The sequence below is a fragment of the Citrobacter sp. genome (assembly GCF_050252275.1).
GTDB lineage: Bacteria > Pseudomonadota > Gammaproteobacteria > Enterobacterales > Enterobacteriaceae > Citrobacter_A > Citrobacter_A amalonaticus.
The window spans coordinates 1-17976 of record NZ_JBFWLF010000056.1; the positions used below are offsets into that span (position 1 = coordinate 1).

The 17976-nt window shown below is 54.4% G+C and carries 15 protein-coding genes and 1 pseudogene; 6 read left to right on the forward strand and 10 right to left on the reverse strand.

Annotation, left to right across the window (positions count from 1 at the left end):
* The 3 genes and pseudogenes from AB7E14_RS06975 to ldtC all read left to right on the forward strand — a co-directional run.
* Positions 1-451: pseudogene (locus tag AB7E14_RS06975) on the forward strand (acyltransferase family protein); the annotation flags it as partial.
* 109 nt (positions 452-560) lie between these two features.
* Complete coding sequence (gene mfd / locus AB7E14_RS06980; protein WP_044327004.1) at positions 561-4007, forward strand: transcription-repair coupling factor; 3447 nt, start codon at positions 561-563, stop codon at positions 4005-4007.
* 199 nt (positions 4008-4206) lie between these two features.
* The gene (gene ldtC / locus AB7E14_RS06985; RefSeq protein WP_316962311.1) at positions 4207-5172 is read left to right on the forward strand and encodes a L,D-transpeptidase LdtC; all 966 of its coding nucleotides are present in this window, start codon (positions 4207-4209) and stop codon (positions 5170-5172) included.
* A 96-nt stretch (positions 5173-5268) separates the two neighbouring features.
* Here the strand turns inward: ldtC and bhsA are convergent, their stop codons facing one another.
* Positions 5269-5526 carry a multiple stress resistance protein BhsA gene (bhsA, locus tag AB7E14_RS06990; protein WP_043001950.1) on the reverse strand — a complete coding sequence of 86 codons (258 nt, stop codon included), beginning with the start codon at positions 5524-5526 and terminating at the stop codon, positions 5269-5271.
* Between the two features lie 243 nt (positions 5527-5769).
* On the opposite strand from bhsA, the gene comR reads away from it, so the two are divergent.
* Both comR and AB7E14_RS07000 read left to right on the forward strand, forming a co-directional pair.
* Positions 5770-6405 (forward strand): TetR family copper-responsive transcriptional repressor ComR, encoded by a 636-nt coding sequence (gene comR, locus AB7E14_RS06995; protein ID WP_044257979.1) that lies wholly within the window; start codon positions 5770-5772, stop codon positions 6403-6405.
* 231 nt (positions 6406-6636) lie between these two features.
* Complete coding sequence (locus tag AB7E14_RS07000; protein WP_058587933.1) at positions 6637-8823, forward strand: TonB-dependent siderophore receptor; 2187 nt, start codon at positions 6637-6639, stop codon at positions 8821-8823.
* A gap of 58 nt (positions 8824-8881) precedes the next feature.
* Here the strand turns inward: AB7E14_RS07000 and AB7E14_RS07005 are convergent, their stop codons facing one another.
* The 8 genes from AB7E14_RS07005 to hinT all read right to left on the reverse strand — a co-directional run bounded on the left by AB7E14_RS07005 (position 8882) and on the right by hinT (position 14953).
* On the reverse strand, positions 8882-9421 hold the full coding sequence (locus AB7E14_RS07005) for a glycine zipper 2TM domain-containing protein (RefSeq protein ID WP_043000968.1): 540 nt from the start codon (positions 9419-9421) through the stop codon (positions 8882-8884).
* 185 nt (positions 9422-9606) lie between these two features.
* Positions 9607-10911, reverse strand: coding sequence for an NADH-quinone dehydrogenase (gene ndh / locus AB7E14_RS07010; RefSeq protein WP_316962221.1), 1305 nt, complete (start codon positions 10909-10911; stop codon positions 9607-9609).
* A gap of 245 nt (positions 10912-11156) precedes the next feature.
* Positions 11157-11699 carry an alpha/beta hydrolase YcfP gene (ycfP, locus tag AB7E14_RS07015; RefSeq protein WP_043000970.1) on the reverse strand — a complete coding sequence of 181 codons (543 nt, stop codon included), beginning with the start codon at positions 11697-11699 and terminating at the stop codon, positions 11157-11159.
* A 21-nt stretch (positions 11700-11720) separates the two neighbouring features.
* Positions 11721-12746, reverse strand: a complete 1026-nt coding sequence (gene nagZ / locus AB7E14_RS07020; protein WP_043000971.1) for a beta-N-acetylhexosaminidase — start codon at positions 12744-12746, stop codon at positions 11721-11723.
* Positions 12747-12756: 10 nt separating this feature from the next.
* On the reverse strand, positions 12757-13581 hold the full coding sequence (thiK, locus tag AB7E14_RS07025) for a thiamine kinase (protein WP_316962220.1): 825 nt from the start codon (positions 13579-13581) through the stop codon (positions 12757-12759).
* Positions 13562-14194, reverse strand: a complete 633-nt coding sequence (lpoB, locus tag AB7E14_RS07030) for a penicillin-binding protein activator LpoB (protein WP_044327000.1) — start codon at positions 14192-14194, stop codon at positions 13562-13564. Before lpoB ends, thiK begins: the two co-directional genes overlap by 20 nt.
* A gap of 22 nt (positions 14195-14216) precedes the next feature.
* Positions 14217-14591, reverse strand: coding sequence for a YcfL family protein (locus tag AB7E14_RS07035; RefSeq protein ID WP_043000974.1), 375 nt, complete (start codon positions 14589-14591; stop codon positions 14217-14219).
* Positions 14591-14953, reverse strand: a complete 363-nt coding sequence (gene hinT, locus AB7E14_RS07040; RefSeq protein ID WP_043000975.1) for a purine nucleoside phosphoramidase — start codon at positions 14951-14953, stop codon at positions 14591-14593. Before hinT ends, AB7E14_RS07035 begins: the two co-directional genes overlap by 1 nt.
* Positions 14954-15304: 351 nt before the next feature.
* Here hinT and fhuE point away from each other — a divergent pair, with 351 nt between their 5' ends.
* Positions 15305-17500 carry a ferric-rhodotorulic acid/ferric-coprogen receptor FhuE gene (gene fhuE / locus AB7E14_RS07045; RefSeq protein WP_316962219.1) on the forward strand — a complete coding sequence of 732 codons (2196 nt, stop codon included), beginning with the start codon at positions 15305-15307 and terminating at the stop codon, positions 17498-17500.
* A 60-nt stretch (positions 17501-17560) separates the two neighbouring features.
* Here fhuE and AB7E14_RS07050 read toward each other — a convergent pair.
* The coding region (locus tag AB7E14_RS07050) for a glucose PTS transporter subunit EIIB (RefSeq protein ID WP_428169431.1) at positions 17561-17976 on the reverse strand (416 nt) is incomplete at its 5' end.

Sequence of the window (17976 nt, forward strand, 5' to 3'; positions counted from 1 at the left end):
GATGGCAGGGATTAAAGAAGTGCCGTTGCGCCGATATGCGCTGCCCTGCGCAGCTGCCTTCGTGCTGGCTATCGCCGCATGGCTGTTTAACGTCTCATTTCTGCTGTCGTTGGTCTCTATTGTGCTGATCATGAAGCTGTTTTATCAGTATGAGCAGCGCTTCGGTATGCGTGAATCCAGTCTGCTTAACGTGCTCGGTTCGAATACTATCGCGATTTATACCACGCATCGCATTCTGGTCGAGGCGTTCAGCCTGCTGCTGATCCCACAAATCAATGCCGCCGTCTGGTCCCCCGAACTGGAACTGGCCCTGTTGTTGGTCTATCCGTTTGCCAGTCTGTTGGTGTGCACGCTGTTGGGTCTTGCCATGCGTAAAGTGTCGCAGGACCTGTTCGGCGATATCCTCTTCTCTCCCCCTTCTCGCCCGCAAACCGTTAGCTATTCCCGCTAAACTTTTCGCCCTCCGGTGAGGGCGATTCAATTTGCTAATGAGGAGCGATCACGGATAATAAAGGGCATTGCTTATCAGACGACTACCTAAAAGAGATTCTGACAACCGAATGCCTGAACAACAACGTTACACGCTGCCCGTGAAAGCGGGCGATCAGCGCCTGTTAGGTGAACTGACCGGGGCTGCCTGCGCCACGCTGGTGGCGGAAATTGCCGAACGTCATGATGGTCCCGTCGTGCTCGTGGCGCCCGATATGCAAAACGCGCTGCGCCTGCATGATGAAATCCGTCAGTTTACCGATCAGATGGTCATGAGCCTCGCGGACTGGGAAACACTGCCCTACGACAGTTTCTCCCCGCATCAGGAAATTATCTCCTCACGTCTCTCCACGCTGTATCAGTTACCGTCGATGCAGCGAGGCGTGCTGATCGTCCCGGTCAATACCCTGATGCAGCGCGTCTGCCCGCACAGCTATCTGCACGGTCATGCGCTGGTGATGAAAAAAGGCCAGCGTTTATCGCGCGATGCCCTGCGTTTACAGCTCGACAGCGCTGGTTACCGGCATGTTGATCAGGTCATGGAACATGGCGAATACGCTACCCGCGGCGCGCTGCTGGATCTGTACCCCATGGGTAGCGAACAGCCCTATCGTCTGGATTTCTTCGACGATGAAATTGACAGTCTGCGCCTGTTTGACGCGGACACCCAGCGCACGCTGGAAGAAGTCGACGCCATCAATCTGCTACCCGCCCACGAGTTCCCAACCGACAAAACGGCTATCGAACTGTTTCGCAGCCAGTGGCGCGATACCTTCGAGGTGAAGCGCGACGCAGAGCATATTTATCAACAGGTCAGCAAAGGCACTTTGCCGGCGGGGATCGAATACTGGCAGCCGCTGTTTTTCAGCGAGCCGCTGCCGCCGCTGTTTAGCTATTTCCCGGCCAATACGCTGGTGGTCAATACTGGCGATTTAGAAAACAGCGCCGAGCGTTTCCAGGCCGATACGCTGGCGCGTTTCGAAAACCGTGGCGTGGATCCGATGCGTCCGCTGCTGCCACCGGAGTCCCTCTGGTTGCGTGTCGATGAGCTCTTTTCTGAACTCAAACGCTGGCCGCGCGTGCAGCTCAAAACCGACCACCTTCCCGCCAAGGCGGCAAATACCAACTTAGGCTTCCAGTCGCTGCCGGATCTCGCGGTTCAGGCGCAGCAAAAATCACCGCTGGATGCGCTGCGCAAATTCCTCGAGTCCTTCAACGGGCCGGTGATTTTCTCAGTTGAGAGTGAAGGCCGCCGCGAATCTCTGGGTGAACTGCTCGCCAGAATCAAAGTCGCGCCGAAGCGCATTATGCGTCTGGATGACGCGACGGAGGCAGGACGCTACCTGATGATTGGCGCCGCCGAGCATGGGTTTATCGATACGACGCGCAATCTGGCACTCATTTGTGAAAGCGACCTGCTGGGCGAACGCGTGGCGCGCCGTCGTCAGGATTCGCGCCGCACGATTAACCCGGATACGCTGATCCGCAACCTGGCAGAGTTGCATCCGGGTCAGCCCGTGGTGCATCTGGAGCATGGCGTTGGACGCTATGCTGGGATGACCACGCTGGAAGCGGGCGGGATCAAAGGTGAATATCTGATGCTCACCTACGCTAATGACGCCAAACTGTACGTCCCGGTCTCCTCTTTGCATCTGATCAGCCGTTACGCCGGAGGCGCGGAAGAGAACGCGCCGCTGCATAAACTCGGCGGCGACGCCTGGTCACGCGCGCGACAAAAAGCGGCAGAGAAAGTGCGCGACGTGGCAGCCGAGCTGCTGGACATCTACGCTCAACGCGCGGCAAAAGAGGGTTTCGCCTTCAAACACGATCGCGAGCAGTATCAACTGTTCTGCGACGGTTTCCCCTTTGAAACCACTCCCGACCAGGCGCAGGCGATTAACGCTGTACTTAGCGATATGTGTCAGCCGCTGGCGATGGACCGCCTGGTGTGTGGTGACGTTGGATTTGGTAAAACCGAAGTGGCGATGCGCGCCGCGTTTCTCGCGGTCGAAAACCACAAGCAGGTGGCGGTGCTGGTGCCGACCACTCTGCTCGCCCAGCAACACTTTGATAATTTCCGCGACCGTTTTGCCAACTGGCCGGTGCGCATCGAAATGCTTTCCCGCTTCCGTAGCGCCAAAGAACAGGCGCAGATCCTGGAACAGGTTGCCGAAGGGAAAATTGATATTCTGATCGGTACGCATAAACTGCTGCAAAGCGATGTGAAACTGAAAGATCTGGGGCTACTGATCGTCGATGAAGAGCACCGCTTCGGCGTGCGCCATAAAGAGCGCATCAAAGCGATGCGCGCCGATGTGGACATTCTGACGCTGACCGCCACGCCAATCCCGCGTACGCTGAACATGGCCATGAGCGGCATGCGCGATCTGTCGATTATCGCCACGCCGCCAGCGCGGCGTCTGGCGGTGAAAACGTTTGTTCGCGAGTACGATGCGCTGGTGGTCCGTGAGGCAATTCTGCGTGAAGTGCTGCGCGGCGGGCAGGTCTACTATCTTTATAATGATGTCGAGAACATCCAGAAAGCCGCCGACAGGCTGGCGGAGCTGGTGCCGGAGGCGCGAATTGCCATTGGTCATGGGCAGATGCGCGAACGCGAACTGGAACGCGTGATGAACGACTTCCACCATCAGCGTTTTAACGTGCTGGTCTGTACCACCATTATCGAAACCGGGATTGATATCCCGACCGCCAACACGATTATTATCGAGCGTGCGGATCACTTCGGTCTGGCACAGTTACACCAGTTGCGCGGCCGCGTAGGACGTTCACACCATCAGGCGTATGCCTGGCTGCTGACGCCGCATCCCAAAGCGATGACCACCGACGCGCAAAAACGCCTGGAAGCGATTGCCTCGCTGGAAGACCTGGGGGCGGGCTTTGCGCTGGCGACTCACGATCTGGAGATCCGCGGCGCAGGTGAACTGCTCGGGGAAGAACAGAGCGGTTCGATGGAAACCATCGGCTTTTCGCTGTATATGGAGCTGCTGGAAAACGCCGTCGATGCCCTGAAGGCCGGACGCGAGCCATCGCTGGAAGATCTCACCAGCCAGCAAACTGAAGTCGAACTGCGTATGCCGTCGCTGCTGCCGGACGATTACATCCCGGACGTGAATACCCGCCTGTCGTTCTACAAGCGTATCGCCAGCGCGAAGAGCGAGAATGAACTGGAAGAGATCAAAGTGGAGCTGATCGACCGCTTCGGTCTGCTGCCCGATCCGGCGCGTACCCTGCTGGATATCGCCCGCTTGCGTCAACAGGCGCAGAAGCTGGGTATCCGCAAACTGGAAGGCAATGAGAAAGGCGGCACTATCGAATTCGCCGAGAAGAACCATGTTAACCCAGGCTGGCTGATTGGACTGCTACAAAAACAGCCGCAGCACTTCCGTCTTGACGGGCCGACACGACTGAAGTTCATCCAGGATCTGACCGAGCGGAAAACGCGGATGGACTGGGTGCGCCAGTTTATGCAGCAACTGGAAGAAAACGCCGTAGCGTGATTGAGTGGTGCCGGATGGCGGTTGCGCCTTATCCGGCCTACACATCGATTCCAGGCCGTAGGCCTGATAAGCGCCGCGCTATCAGGCAAGGTTCCGCGATCTTTACAACTCTTTGCACTTCCCTTGCATTTAAAGACACGCCGCCCCGCCATAATTATTATTGGACTCTTCTGGCATAATAACCCTTTGATTTGTGATGATAATGAACAAGATGCGACTTTCCCGCTGGCTGGCCTTTTTTGCGCTCGCCGCCAGCATAGTGCTTGCGCTTCCCGCACAGGCGAATACCTGGCCTCTTCCTCCGCCTGGCAGCAAACTGGTCGGGGAAAATAAGTACCACGTTGTTGAAAATAACGGAGGTTCGCTGGAAGCCATCGCGAAAAAATATAACGTCGGTTTTCTCGCGCTGTTGCAGGCTAATCCCGGCGTGGATCCCTACGTTCCCCGCGCGGGCAGCGTGCTGACCATCCCCTTGCAGACGCTGCTACCGGATGCTCCGCGTGAAGGCATTGTTATCAACCTGGCTGAACTGCGTCTCTACTACTACCATCCGAGGAAAAATTCGGTCACCGTCTACCCTATCGGCATTGGCCAGTTGGGCGGTGATACCCTGACCCCGACGATGGTCACAACCGTCTCCGACAAGCGCGCCAACCCAACCTGGACGCCGACGGCGAATATCCGTGCCCGCTATAAAGCGCAAGGAATTATCCTTCCGGCGGTGGTGCCTGCCGGACCGGATAACCCGATGGGACACCATGCTATTCGCTTAGCGGCGTATGGTGGCGTCTATCTGCTGCATGGCACCAACGCTGATTTCGGTATCGGCATGCGCGTCAGTTCTGGCTGTATCCGCCTGCGTGATGGCGATATTGAGACCCTGTTCAGACAGGTTACACCGGGCACCAAAGTGAATATCATCAATACCCCGATCAAAGCCTCGGTTGAGCCGGACGGGACGCGGCTGGTCGAAGTCCACCAGCCTCTGTCGAAAAATATAGATGATGACCCGCAGGTTCTGCCTATTGTCTTAAACAGCACTCTGCAATCGTTTAAAGATTCCGCGCAGACGGACGCGGCGGTGATGCAGCATGTGATGGACGTTCGTTCCGGGATGCCGGTCGATGTCCGACGCCATCGCGAGGTGGATCAGCAGTCGATGTAACGATTCCGGACATGAAAAAGCCCCGCTGAAATACATTCAGCGGGGCTTTTTTTATCACGTTATTTTGCAGCAGCAGGCATCAATGAGGGTTAATGCTTATTTATAAATTACCGCGGTACCGTGCAGGTTGTTTGGACCCGTCACAGAAGTAATGCGGAATGATTTCGCCCCCATGGCATCCGCTTTCTGCGCCAGTTCGTCCTGCAATGAACTCAGGTTAGTCCCTGCATTTGCAGAGATGGTACCGACTTTTTGCTGACCGGCAGGCGTGGACTGAACTTCTACAGCCGCGAAGCTTGCAAATGACAGTGAACTCAGAACAGCAGCAGCGATGAGGGTTTTTACGTTTTTCATAATAGTGACCTTTTGCAGATGATTGGGCGTCGTAAGCATTTACTTAACGATCGATAGATAAATGATAGATGTGATCCAGGTCACAAGTCAACCCATTTTTTATAACGATCGTTATATAAAAACAAAAGCACTTATCTTTCATACAACTAAGCTGAAAAACTTTTTCTCACGAATGCGCTGGAGCCTGTGCGGGTTTATTTTTATAATGGTTGCTCACTAAGCCCATTAAGGTACAACGGCATCATGACAACTGAATCGACAGGTTGCGTTAAAAAAAGCCGTGGCCGACCAAAAGTGTTCGACAGGGAAGCCGCGCTTGATAAGGCCATGACACTCTTCTGGCAGCACGGTTATGAAGCAACATCGCTTTCTGACCTTGTTGAAGCGACGGGTGCGAAAGCGCCAACGCTGTATGCGGAATTCACCAATAAAGAGGGTCTGTTCCGCGCGGTGCTGGACAGATACATCGCCCGCTTCGCGGCAAAACATGAAGCGCAGTTATTCTGCGAAGAGAAAAGCGTTGAAGCGGCACTGGAGGATTACTTCACCGCAGTGGCAACCTGTTTCACCAGCAAAGACACCCCCGCTGGCTGCTTTATGATTAATACCTCCGCGACGCTTGCCGCCGCGTCACGCGATATTGCACATACGGTGAAATCACGTCACGCCATGCAGGAACAAACCCTGACGCAATTTCTTCGTCAACGGCAGGAACGCGGCGAGATCCCGGCGCACTGCGATGTGCAACATCTTGCCGAGTATCTGAGCTGCATTTTGCAGGGGATGTCCATCAGCGCCCGGGAAGGCGCCAGTTTCGACAAGCTACAGCAAATCACCCACACTACCCTACGCCTGTGGCCTGAACTGCTGAAGACCTGATCGCTTTGTTGACCGGGGAACGTCATTTCCCGGTCCTTCTTCACCATGATTACCGCATAATAACTAATGTTATCACTTAGTTAGGTTCACTTTTTTGTAAAAAAAACATTGATAATAACAATTATTATCAGCAATATTCGCATTTGATTTTGTATATGTTTCACAATGTAACAGCCGGCTACGACCGGTGAAAACCTTCACCTGCACAGATATTTTCAGAAAGGAATGCGAATGAATAAGCGTCTTTGGGTTCTCAACCCTGTCCTGTTAGCCCTGACTCTGCCCGCTGCGGCGGCGCAAACAGAAGAAGAAAACCTCATCGTCAGCGCTAACCGTAGCCAGAAAACTGTCGCCGAGATGGCACAGACCACCTGGGTCATTGAAGGCCAGGAGATTGAGCAACAGGTTCAGGGCGGCAAAGAGTTCAAAGACGTGCTGGCGCAACTGATTCCGGGCATCGATGTCAGCAGCCAGGGACGTACCAACTACGGAATGAACATGCGTGGTCGTGCGATTGTCGTGCTGATCGACGGCGTACGCCTGAATTCTTCACGTACCGACAGTCGTCAGCTGGATTCTATCGATCCCTTTAACATCGCCCACATTGAGGTCATTTCAGGCGCAACCTCGCTATATGGCGGCGGCAGTACCGGCGGCTTAATCAACGTTGTGACCAAAAAAGGCCAGCCGGACCGCCAGGTTGACCTTGAACTGGGCAGCAAATCGGGTTTTAACAACAGCAACGATCACGACGAGCGCGTTGCCGCCGCGGTCAGCGGTGGAACGGATCGCGCGTCTGGTCGACTGTCCGTAGCCTATCAGCGCTTTGGCGGTTGGTATGACGGTAACGGTGATGCCCTGATGCTCGACAACACGCAAACCGGCCTGCAGCACTCCGATCGTCTGGACGTAATGGGGACCGGCACCCTCGATATCGATGACAACCGCCAGATACAGTTGGTCACCCAGTACTACAAGAGTCAGGGCGATGAAGATTACGGGTTATACCTGGGCGAAAACATGTCCGCCGTTACCGGTAGCGGCACCGCCAGCACACGCAGCGGACTGAGTTCAGACCGTATTCCGGGGACGGAGCGCCATCTGATCAGCCTGCAATACTCTGACGCGGACTTCTTCGGCCAGAATCTGGTCAGCCAAATCTATTACCGCGACGAGTCGCTAAAGTTCTACCCCTTCCCGACGCTCAGCAAAGGTCAGGTGACCAGCTTCTCGGCGTCGCAGCAGGATACCGACCAGTTCGGCGCCAAAATCACTCTCAACAGTCAGTTGATGGACAACTGGGAGCTGACGTGGGGCGTCGATGCGGATCATGAAACCTTCGACTCCAACCAGAAGTTCTTCGATCTGGCCTGGTCTGTGCCGTCAGGCGGGATGGACAATCGCACGGCCTACACGACCGGACGTTATCCCGGTTACAGCATCACCAACTTCGCTCCGTTCCTGCAAAGCAGTTACGACATTAACGACATCTTCACTCTGAGCGGTGGCGTGCGCTATCAATGGACAGAAAACCGGGTTGATGATTTCGTGGGTTACGCGCAACAACAGGGGATTGCCAACGGTTTAGCAAGTTCAGCCGATGCTATCCCTGGCGGCAAAACCGATTACGACAATTTCTTGTTCAATGCCGGGCTGTTGGCGCATCTCACCGAACGCCAGCAGACATGGTTTAACTTCTCCCAGGGCGTTGAGCTACCGGATCCCGGGAAATACTACGGCAACGGCACTTACCAGTTGGTGGGCGATCATTATCAGCTCCAGCGCAGCGTGAACGTGGCGGATTCGCGTCTTGAAGGGATCAAGGTCAATTCGTATGAGCTGGGCTGGCGTTATACCGGCGATAATCTGCGTACCCAACTGGCGGCGTACTATTCGACGTCCGATAAGTCGATTGTGATTAACCGCAGCGATATGACGATCCGCGTGGAACCTGACGATCGCCGGATTTACGGCGTGGAAGGCGCGGCGGATTACTTCATCCCTGACAGTGACTGGAGTCTCGGTGCGAACTTTAACGTCCTGAAATCTGAAGTGAAAAAGAACGGAAAATGGGAAAAATGGGACGTAACGCTCGCGTCGCCGTCCAAAGCCACCGCCTGGGTCGGCTGGGCGCCCGAGCCGTGGTCGCTGCGGGTTCAGACCCAACAGTCGTTTGATCTCACCGATGCCAGCGGCAACAAGCTGGATGGCTATAACACCGTGGACTTTATTGGCAGCTATCAACTCCCGCTGGGCAAACTGACCTTCAGCATTGAAAACCTGCTGGATGAAGATTACACCACCCTGTGGGGACAGCGCGCGCCATTGCTGTACAGCCCAACCTATGGCAGTCCATCGCTGTACGAATATAAGGGCCGGGGTCGTACCTTTGGTCTGAACTACGCCTTAACTTTCTGATAAAAAAAAGCCCCTCAGCCTGAGCGAATGAGGGGCTAACTTACAGAGTACCGCTTTTTTACGCGTTGTTATTCAGAATCAGCTGGCCGTTATTATCCAGCGGGATCTGTGTGCCGGGATCTTTATCCATGCGAATCTTGCCCTGCTGGTCGCCAATCTTATAGGTGACATCGTAACCGAGCATTTTTTCCGACTTGTCATAGACGGTTTTGCAGCGCTGCTGCGTGGACGTATAGGTGTCGTTTTCCTGCATCGAGCCCTGGATCTGGTTACCGGCGTAACCGCCCCCCAACGCCCCGACCACCGTTGCCACATCCTTACCTCGTCCGCCGCCGAACTGATGACCAATCACGCCACCGGCAACCGCCCCCAGCACTGAACCGGTAATGCGGTTCTCATCCTGGACAGGCTTGCGATGCGTCACCGTCACGTTGCGACACTCCTGCCGCGGCGTCTTAATCGTCTCTTTGATAGGTGTTGCAGAAACCACCTGAGCATACTGTGGGCCACGATCAAACACGTTAAGACTGGCAACCGCCGCCACACCCAGCGCAGCAGCTACGCCAATCCCTATACCCGCCAACATCGATTTATTCACGGGAGATCCTCCTTCTTTGCTATTGGTTACAATTTTGCAACCAATGCAATAAGAAGCCCATCAGACTGCGGATGAAAATATCGTTGGTCGTCGTTAAAACAGGATGATTCAGAGAACTCTGAAGGAAGAGGCAGAACGGAGAAGGCACTCAGCACCGCCAACGGGCGATGCTGAGTCAGGCGGGATTAATGCAGTTTCAGACGCGGGCGGATCACACGGTTAATGCTGCCCACCAGCATCATCAGACCGGTTTTAAAATAGCCGTGCAGTGCGATCTGGTGCATACGGTACAGTGAGATGTAGACGAAACGAGCAATACGCCCTTCCACCATCATCGACCCTTTGGTCAGATTGCCCATCAGACTGCCGACGGTCGAGAAGTTGGAGAGCGACACCAGCGAGCCGTGGTCTTTGTACTGATACGCTTTCAGCGACTTACCGTTCATCTGTGCCAGAATATTGTTCATCGCACAGGTCGCCATCTGATGCGCAGCCTGAGCACGTGGCGGCACAAAGCCCCCTTCCGGACGCGCACAGGAAGCACAGTCGCCAATCGCGTAAACATCAGGATCGCGGGTGGTTTGCAGCGTCGGTTCGACCACCAGTTGGTTAATCCGGTTGGTCTCCAGACCGCCAATCTCTTTCATAAAGTCCGGCGCTTTGATGCCCGCCGCCCAGACCATCAGATCGGCCTCAATATATTCACCGTCTTTAGTGTGCAGGCCGCCCGCATCCGCGCTGGTCACCATCGTCTGGGTCAGTACGCGAACGCCGAGTTTCGTTAATTCGTTATGCGCCGCCGAAGAAATACGCGGTGGCAGTGCAGGCAGAATACGTTCACCGGCTTCCACCAGCGTCACGTTCAGCGCATCGTTGGTCAGTCCTTTGTAGCCGTAGCTGTGCAGCTGTTTCACTGCGTTATGCAGTTCCGCCGACAGTTCTACGCCCGTCGCGCCGGCACCGACAATCGCAATATTCACCTTACCGTTCGCGCCCAGATTGGCGGAATACTTCAGGAACAGGTTCAGCATTTCCTGGTGGAAACGACGCGCCTGATGCGGGTTATCAAGGAAGATACAGTGTTCTTTCACGCCCGGCGTGTTGAAGTCGTTGGAGGTGCTACCCAGCGCCATCACCAGCGTGTCATAGGCAATTTTGCGTTCAGGCACCAGCAGCTCACCTTTCTCATCGCGCAGTTCTGCGATAGTGATGGTTTTCGCTTCGCGATCGATGTTCATCACCGAGCCCAACTGGAACTGGAAGCCATGGTTACGGGCATGCGCCAGATAGCTCAGCGCGTCCACGCCTTCATCCAGCGAACCGGTCGCCACTTCGTGCAGCAAGGGTTTCCACAGGTGGCTGTGGTTTCTGTCAACCAGCGTAATTTTCGCTTTTTTCTTGCGACCCAGCTTGTGTCCCAACTGCGTCGCCATTTCCAGCCCGCCAGCTCCCCCGCCGACAATCACGATCTTTTTCAATGGTGTAGTCAACGTGACCCCCTTAAAATGATTAACCAATTGTTAATTAAACGTTATAAACATAGCCTTTAATTAACAACAAGTTACGACAATGAAAATGTCCTTCGAGAGTGAGAATAACACATGCGGTGCATTGGTCATACCAAAATTGATGTGTATCAAGTTTTGCTGCTGAAAAGATAGACAACGCCAGAAAAACAGGCAAAAAAAACCAGCCCGAAGGCTGGCTTGATTCGACAATTCTGACAGACAAGGGGTCAACCCAGGGTCTTAAACGCTTTGATGCGCTGCAAGTGCGGCGAAATATTCTTAAACTTATGTGTCTGCTCTTCGTCCCACACGATCTCATAGAAATGGTGGAGCTCTTCTGACGACCGTTGGCTGTTCAGGGCTTCGTCATGACGCGAGAGAATAACCAGGCAACGATCGCGATTCTTCTCACGGAAGTTGGTCACGCACTTAGTGGCGATATCGGCATACTCTTCCGGACGATCGATCTTGCCTTCCATGTTCTCATACGGAAACAGGTTCGGATTAAACACCACCTGGCGAACATCGCAGAGAAAACCAATGCGTTCTGCCCAGTAGCCGCCGAGGCCAACGCCGCAAATCAACGGTCGCTCATCAACATTAAGCTGCAACATTTTGTCCACTTCTTTCAGCAGATGCTGCATGTCATGTTTCGGATGACGCGTGCTGTAGCTTATCAGTCTGACGTCCGGGTCGATAAACTGCAGCTGCAAGACTTTTTCGTGGTTTCCCGGACTGTTAGAGTCGAAACCGTGTAAATAGATAATCATCGCATCCTCACCAAACGTGCGTTAATGACCTGCTTTCTCTTCCTGCCAGCGTTCATGTAACTGGTTGAGCTGCGCGCTGACGGTTTTCCAGCGCGCCGAGTCCATCAGTTCCTGACGCGAAAATGAACCTTTATGATACAAACGTGTAACACGCTCTGCATTGATCGGCGACAGATTATCTAACACACTGACCGCCCCTTTACGATTATTGCAGACCAGAATCATATCACAACCCGCATCCAGCGATGCCTGCCCACGCTCAGCATAGCTGCCCATGATCGCGGCCCCTTCCATCGACAGATCATCAGAGAAAATGACGCCGTCAAAACCTAACTCCTGACGCAGAACTGTTTTCAGCCAGTGCGGAGAGCCGCTCGCCGGACGCGGATCAACGTCGCTGTAAATGACGTGCGCCGGCATGATAGCGTCCAGCTTGTTTTCGGTAATCAGCGTGCGGAACACGGACATATCTTTCGCCCGAATTTCCGCTTCCGGACGCGGATCGGTCGGCGTCTCTTTATGCGAATCGGCGGTTACCGCGCCATGACCGGGGAAATGTTTGCCGGTGGTTTTCATTCCTGCCGCGTGCATACCGTCAATAAAACGGGTCGCCATCGCCAGCGCTTTGATCGGGTCAGCATGATAGGAACGTTCGCCAATCGCAGCGCTGATATGCCCGACATCCAGTACCGGCGCAAAGCTGATATCAATATCCATCGCGATCATTTCACTGGCCATCAGCCATCCGGCCTCTTCCGCCAGTTTACCGCCTGTTTCCAGCCCGTGCAGCGCCGCAAAAGACTGTGCGGCGGGCAGTCGGGTGAATCCTTCCCGGAAACGCTGTACGCGCCCGCCTTCCTGATCGACGGCCACTACCAGATGGTTGCGCGACGCCGCACGGATCTGGCGCACCAGTTCACGTAACTGTTCCGGGTCGTGGTAATTGCGCGTAAACAGAATCAAACCGCCCACCAGCGGATGGGCCAGAATCTCACGCTCTTCCGCATCCAGCTCAAACCCTTCGACATTCAACATTACTGGACCCACACTGCTCTCCTTAATCCTTCGTTGCCAGCTGCCGCCAGGTTGCATCGGCCAGACTGATAAATTGTCGTTCGCCGGTCTGTTGCCAGCGGTATTCAAACCAACCGGCCTTCAGCATCAGTATCCACGGATACCAGCGTCTGACCTGTTGCCATAATTTGTGCCCGTCTATGCGTGCGCTAACGGCATACGCGTCGACCAGTTGCCGGTGTTGCTCAACATCGTCCACCCACACCGCCGCCAGTTCAAGAGCGATATCACCGTCTCCGGCATATTCCCAGTCGATCAGCCGTAGCCCTGCCGGGCCATGAACGATGTTGGCGGCGTGGACATCCATATGCAGCGGCGCGAGGCGTAGCGGACGAGGCTCCCTTCGCTTGCGCAGACGTTTTAACTCTCTTAACCAGCGTGGTGTTCGCCGTGCCGGATCGCTTCCCTGCCAGTATTGTTCCAGCAGCGGTAGCAGACAGATACGCCAGCCAAAACAGGGCTGCTGATGAAGATAATACAGTAAGCTCGCCAGTTCGTCGGCTCCCGGCAGTCCGGATTTTATCTCACCCGGAACATAGTCCACCGCCATCCAGCCGTTCAGGTAAAAACGCGGCTTCGGCGCAAGGCTTTCAGGCAGCCGCGATAAAGCATGATACTGGCGTAAAAAATGCGCTTGCGGCGCATCGGGATCGTGATGGCGGCGAAGAACCAGCCGCTGGGTTGGACTTTCAATAATCACACTCCCACCGCTAAGACCGCTCTGGCCTTCAGCGACGGGACGATAGTGCGGAAAGTAGCGCGACAACACCGCGTCGCGCTCTGGGATATTATTGCTGCTGAACGGCACCTTTACCTGACCAGATTATCTCGCCAGTTTGTACCAGCATTAGTTGCATTTGCAGTGATGGCGCGTTGACGTTACCCGATGCGCTGGAATAAAGCACGTAGTGCGCGCCAACGTTACGGGCAATACCAATCGCTTTGCTACGCGTTCCCAGACTGTCCTGCGGCGACAGCCCTAACTGCTGTTTTGCCATCGACAACTGTTGCGCAGAGACCAGGGTAAATTTGCCATTGTTCGCCAACGCATTGCGCAGCGTTTCAGTGGCTTCACCCGCGTTCAGCGAACCGTTAGTACGGTTATTCACGCTATCGACCAGCAGTACGCTCCCCGCCGTCACGCCGTCGGCTTGCAACATTTTGCCCACCATCGGCTGCATCGCGCTATTCCAGTCGTAATGACGTATGCGCGGCGCCGGTGCCGCAGTCTGATCTTCATGTTCAATAGGCCCCGGCTGTCCCGGGATCGTAGGCACCGAAGGGACCCCAGGAGCAGGTTCTTGCGGCTGTGCGGGCTGTTCCGGCGTGGGTTTCACCTCATCAACCGGAGCGGGTTCACGTTGCACCACACAACCGGACAGGAACATCGCCAGCGCGGCTATCAATGCGTAGCGACTCATTTTTGTCTTCAAGATTCACCCCTTACAAATAAAGATAAAGTCTGACTTTGTGCGCCCCCAGATAATTGGCGCTGCCATACAGCGTGACCGACGAATGCGCCGGAATCGTCACACTGCGCGGCGCTTCCAGAGGATGCATTTCTAACCCCCTGGCGTCATACCAGTAAAAGCGATAATGAACGGTAACGGGTTTTTGCCTTTCGTTATACAGCGTTGAGGATGCAGAGGGCTGAATATCAGACGTGGTCAATGTCGGCGCTTGCGCGGTGATCCCCGCCGCCAGCAGCGTCGACTCCATCACCAGCGACTGTTCATCGCTTACCGGGATCTCAGGATGAGAACGGCACCCGGCAAGTAAGAGCAGACCCAGTGACAGCGCAATGCATCCTCTGGTCATCATGACAGGCCTTTGTGCGCGAGCATAGGACCGAGCGCACGACCGCCCAGCAGATGCATATGGATGTGATACACCTCCTGACCGCCATGACGATTGGTATTCATGATCAGGCGGTAGCCATCTTCGGCAATGCCTTCCTGCTCGGCAATTTTTGCCGCCACGGTAATCATCCGTCCCAGCGCCTGCTCATGCTCTGCGCTGACGTCATTGACCGTCGGGATCAGAACGTTGGGAATGATCAGGATGTGTGTAGGCGCCTGGGGTGAAATATCCCGGAATGCCGTCACCAGGTCATCCTGGTAAACGATATCGGAAGGGATTTCACGACGAATAATCTTGCTGAATATAGTCTCTTCTGCCACGACGTTTTCCTTTTCTAAAAATTGCCATGCGTGATGTCATGCTACGCTGAGCCACATTGCGAGTATAGAGTATGATCGACTTAAACCTGCTCTTTCAACCTTAACCCACGATTTCTTAAGCAAAAAACCATCACAATGGCGCTCTTATAACCATTTATCCCCTCTCCTGTGCCAAAAAGTAATGAAACAAGATTTCAGAAAGCAAGTTACATCTGTTTACAGAGTTAATATGAATGCGTATATTTCGCATTTGCATTTTCATGCGCATTAAATGGTTAGAAAAATAAAAAGGGGCTCATCGCCACCTTATATGGCCTGAGCCAGAGTTCGTTCACTATTAAGGGCTTTCTGATGTCTTTCACAACACACAACAGGGATGAACAATGCCAGGCTGGCGCAACACCCTCGTTGCTGGCAGCCTGCATCGCGATGGCATTGATGCCATCCATGAGTTTCGCGGCGACCACACCGGAAGAGACCGTCATTGTCGACGGTTCTGTACCAGCCGACTCCGCGGGCAACGACGAACAGGATTACAGCGTCAAATCCACCACCGCCGGAACCAAAATGATGATGACCCAACGCGATATTCCGCAGTCGGTAAGCATCGTCAGCGAACAACGTATGGAAGACCAGCAGTTGCAAACGCTGGGCGACGTGATGGACAGTACGCTGGGGATCAGCAAAAGCCAGGCGGATTCTGACCGCGTCAGTTACTTCTCCCGTGGTTTCCAGATTGATAACTATATGGTTGATGGTATTCCGACCTGGTTCGAATCCCGCTGGAACCTGGGTGACGCCCTCACCGATATGGCGCTCTATGAGCGCGTGGAAGTGGTACGCGGTGCAAACGGTCTGATGACCGGCACCGGCAACCCGTCAGCCTCCATCAATATGATCCGTAAACACGCCACCAGCCGCGAGTTCAAAGGCAACGTCTCGGCGGAATATGGCAGCTGGAATAAACAGCGCTACGTGATGGATCTGCAAAGCCCGCTCACCGATGACGGTAATGTACGCGGCCGCATAGTGGCGGGTTATCAGGACAACGACTCCTGGCTCGATCGCTATCACAACGAGAAAAACTTCTTCTCTGGCATCATTGATGCTGACCTGGGTGAAACCACCAGCCTGGCCGCCGGGTATGAGTACCAAAAAATCAGAGTGGATAGCCCAACCTGGGGTGGCCTACCGCGCTGGAACACCGATGGCAGCAAAAACAGCTATGATCGCGCCCGTAGCACCGCGCCAGACTGGGCGTATAACGATAAAGAGAGCAATAAAGTCTTTGTCACGTTCAAACAGCGTTTTGCCGACACCTGGCAGGCGACGATGAATGCCACTCACTCGGAAATCAAGTTCGACAGTAAAACGATGTATGTCGATGCGTATGTGAATAAGGCAGATGGCATGCTGGTCGGTCCTTACAGCAACTATGGACCGGGGTTCGATTACGTTGGCGGTACGGGCTGGAACAGCGGCAAACGTAAAGTCGATGCGCTGGATCTTTTTGCTGACGGCAGCTATGACCTGTTTGGTCGCCAGCATAACCTGATGTTCGGCGGCAGCTACAGCAAACAGAACAACCGCTATTACAGCTCCTGGGCTAACGTCTTCCCGGATGAGATCGGCAGTTTCAATAACTTCAATGGCAATTTCCCGGAAACCGACTGGGCACCGCAATCACTGGCCCAGGACGACACCACGCACATGAAGTCGTTGTACGCCGCAACGCGCGTTTCACTGGCTGATCCGCTGCACTTGATCCTCGGCGCACGCTATACCAACTGGCGTATTGATACCCTGAGCTACAGCATGGAAAAAAACCACACTACGCCCTATGCCGGTCTGGTTTATGACATCAATGATAACTGGTCTACTTACGCCAGTTATACCTCCATCTTCCAGCCTCAGAATAAACGCGATAGCGGCGGAAAATACCTTACGCCCATCACCGGTAACAACTATGAGGTTGGCCTCAAGTCTGACTGGATGAACAGCCGACTGACCACCACCCTCGCCGTGTTCCGCATTGAGCAGGATAACGTTGCCCAGTCGACCGGTTCACCGATTCCGGGTAGCAATGGCGAAATTGCCTATAAAACCGCGAACGGGACCGTCAGCAAAGGGGTTGAATTCGAAGTTAACGGCGCGATTACCGATAACTGGCAGATGACCTTTGGCGCGACGCGTTACGTCGCAGAAGACAATGAAGGCAACGCCGTTAATCCGAATCTGCCACGTACCAGCGTCAAGCTTTTCACCCGCTACCGTCTGCCGGTGATACCTGATTTGACCGTCGGCGGTGGTGTGAACTGGCAGAACCGCGTCTACACCGATACCGCGACGCCGTACGGTACCTTCCGTGCTGAGCAAGGCAGTTACGCGCTGGTGGATTTGTTCACCCGCTATCAGGTAACCAAAAACTTCTCCGTGCAGGGTAACGTCAATAACCTGTTCGATAAAACCTACGATACCAACGTTGAAGGGTCGATTGTTTATGGTGAGCCCCGCAATGTGAGCATCACCGCAAACTATCAGTTCTGATTGTAGCCCGTAAAAAAGGCAGCCATTCGGCTGCCTTAGTTCTCCCCAACTTCTTAGGTCTTAGCTGTTACGGATGTATTCATCCATCTCAGTTTTCAGGTTATCGGATTTCGTACCGAAAATTGCCTGAACACCGGAACCTGCGACCACCACACCTGCGGCACCCAGTTTCTTCAGGCCAGCCTGATCCACTTTCGCCACGTCAGCCACGCTGACACGCAGACGGGTAATGCACGCATCCAGGTTAGTGATGTTTTCTTTACCACCAAATGCCGCAATCAACGCAGGAGCCATTTCACTGGTCGCGCCCGCTTTCGCGTCATCGGTATTATCTTCACGACCCGGAGTCTTCAGATCCAGCGCTTTGATCAGCACGCGGAAGATGGTGTAGTAAACAATCGCGTAGCCTGCACCGACAATCGGGAACAGCCACAGCTTGCTGCTGTTACCGGACAGCACGATAAAGTCGATCAGAC

Coding starts and splice junctions, on each gene's coding strand:
- AB7E14_RS07000 (WP_058587933.1), top strand. CDS start 6,637: ATGAATAAGCGTCTTTGGGTTCTCAACCCTGTCCTGTTAGCCCTGACT.
- mfd (WP_044327004.1), top strand. CDS start 561: ATGCCTGAACAACAACGTTACACGCTGCCCGTGAAAGCGGGCGATCAG.
- ycfP (WP_043000970.1), bottom strand. CDS start 11,699: ATGATTATCTATTTACACGGTTTCGACTCTAACAGTCCGGGAAACCAC.
- AB7E14_RS07035 (WP_043000974.1), bottom strand. CDS start 14,591: ATGACCAGAGGATGCATTGCGCTGTCACTGGGTCTGCTCTTACTTGCC.
- bhsA (WP_043001950.1), bottom strand. CDS start 5,526: ATGAAAAACGTAAAAACCCTCATCGCTGCTGCTGTTCTGAGTTCACTG.
- lpoB (WP_044327000.1), bottom strand. CDS start 14,194: ATGAGTCGCTACGCATTGATAGCCGCGCTGGCGATGTTCCTGTCCGGT.
- comR (WP_044257979.1), top strand. CDS start 5,770: ATGACAACTGAATCGACAGGTTGCGTTAAAAAAAGCCGTGGCCGACCA.
- fhuE (WP_316962219.1), top strand. CDS start 15,305: ATGTCTTTCACAACACACAACAGGGATGAACAATGCCAGGCTGGCGCA.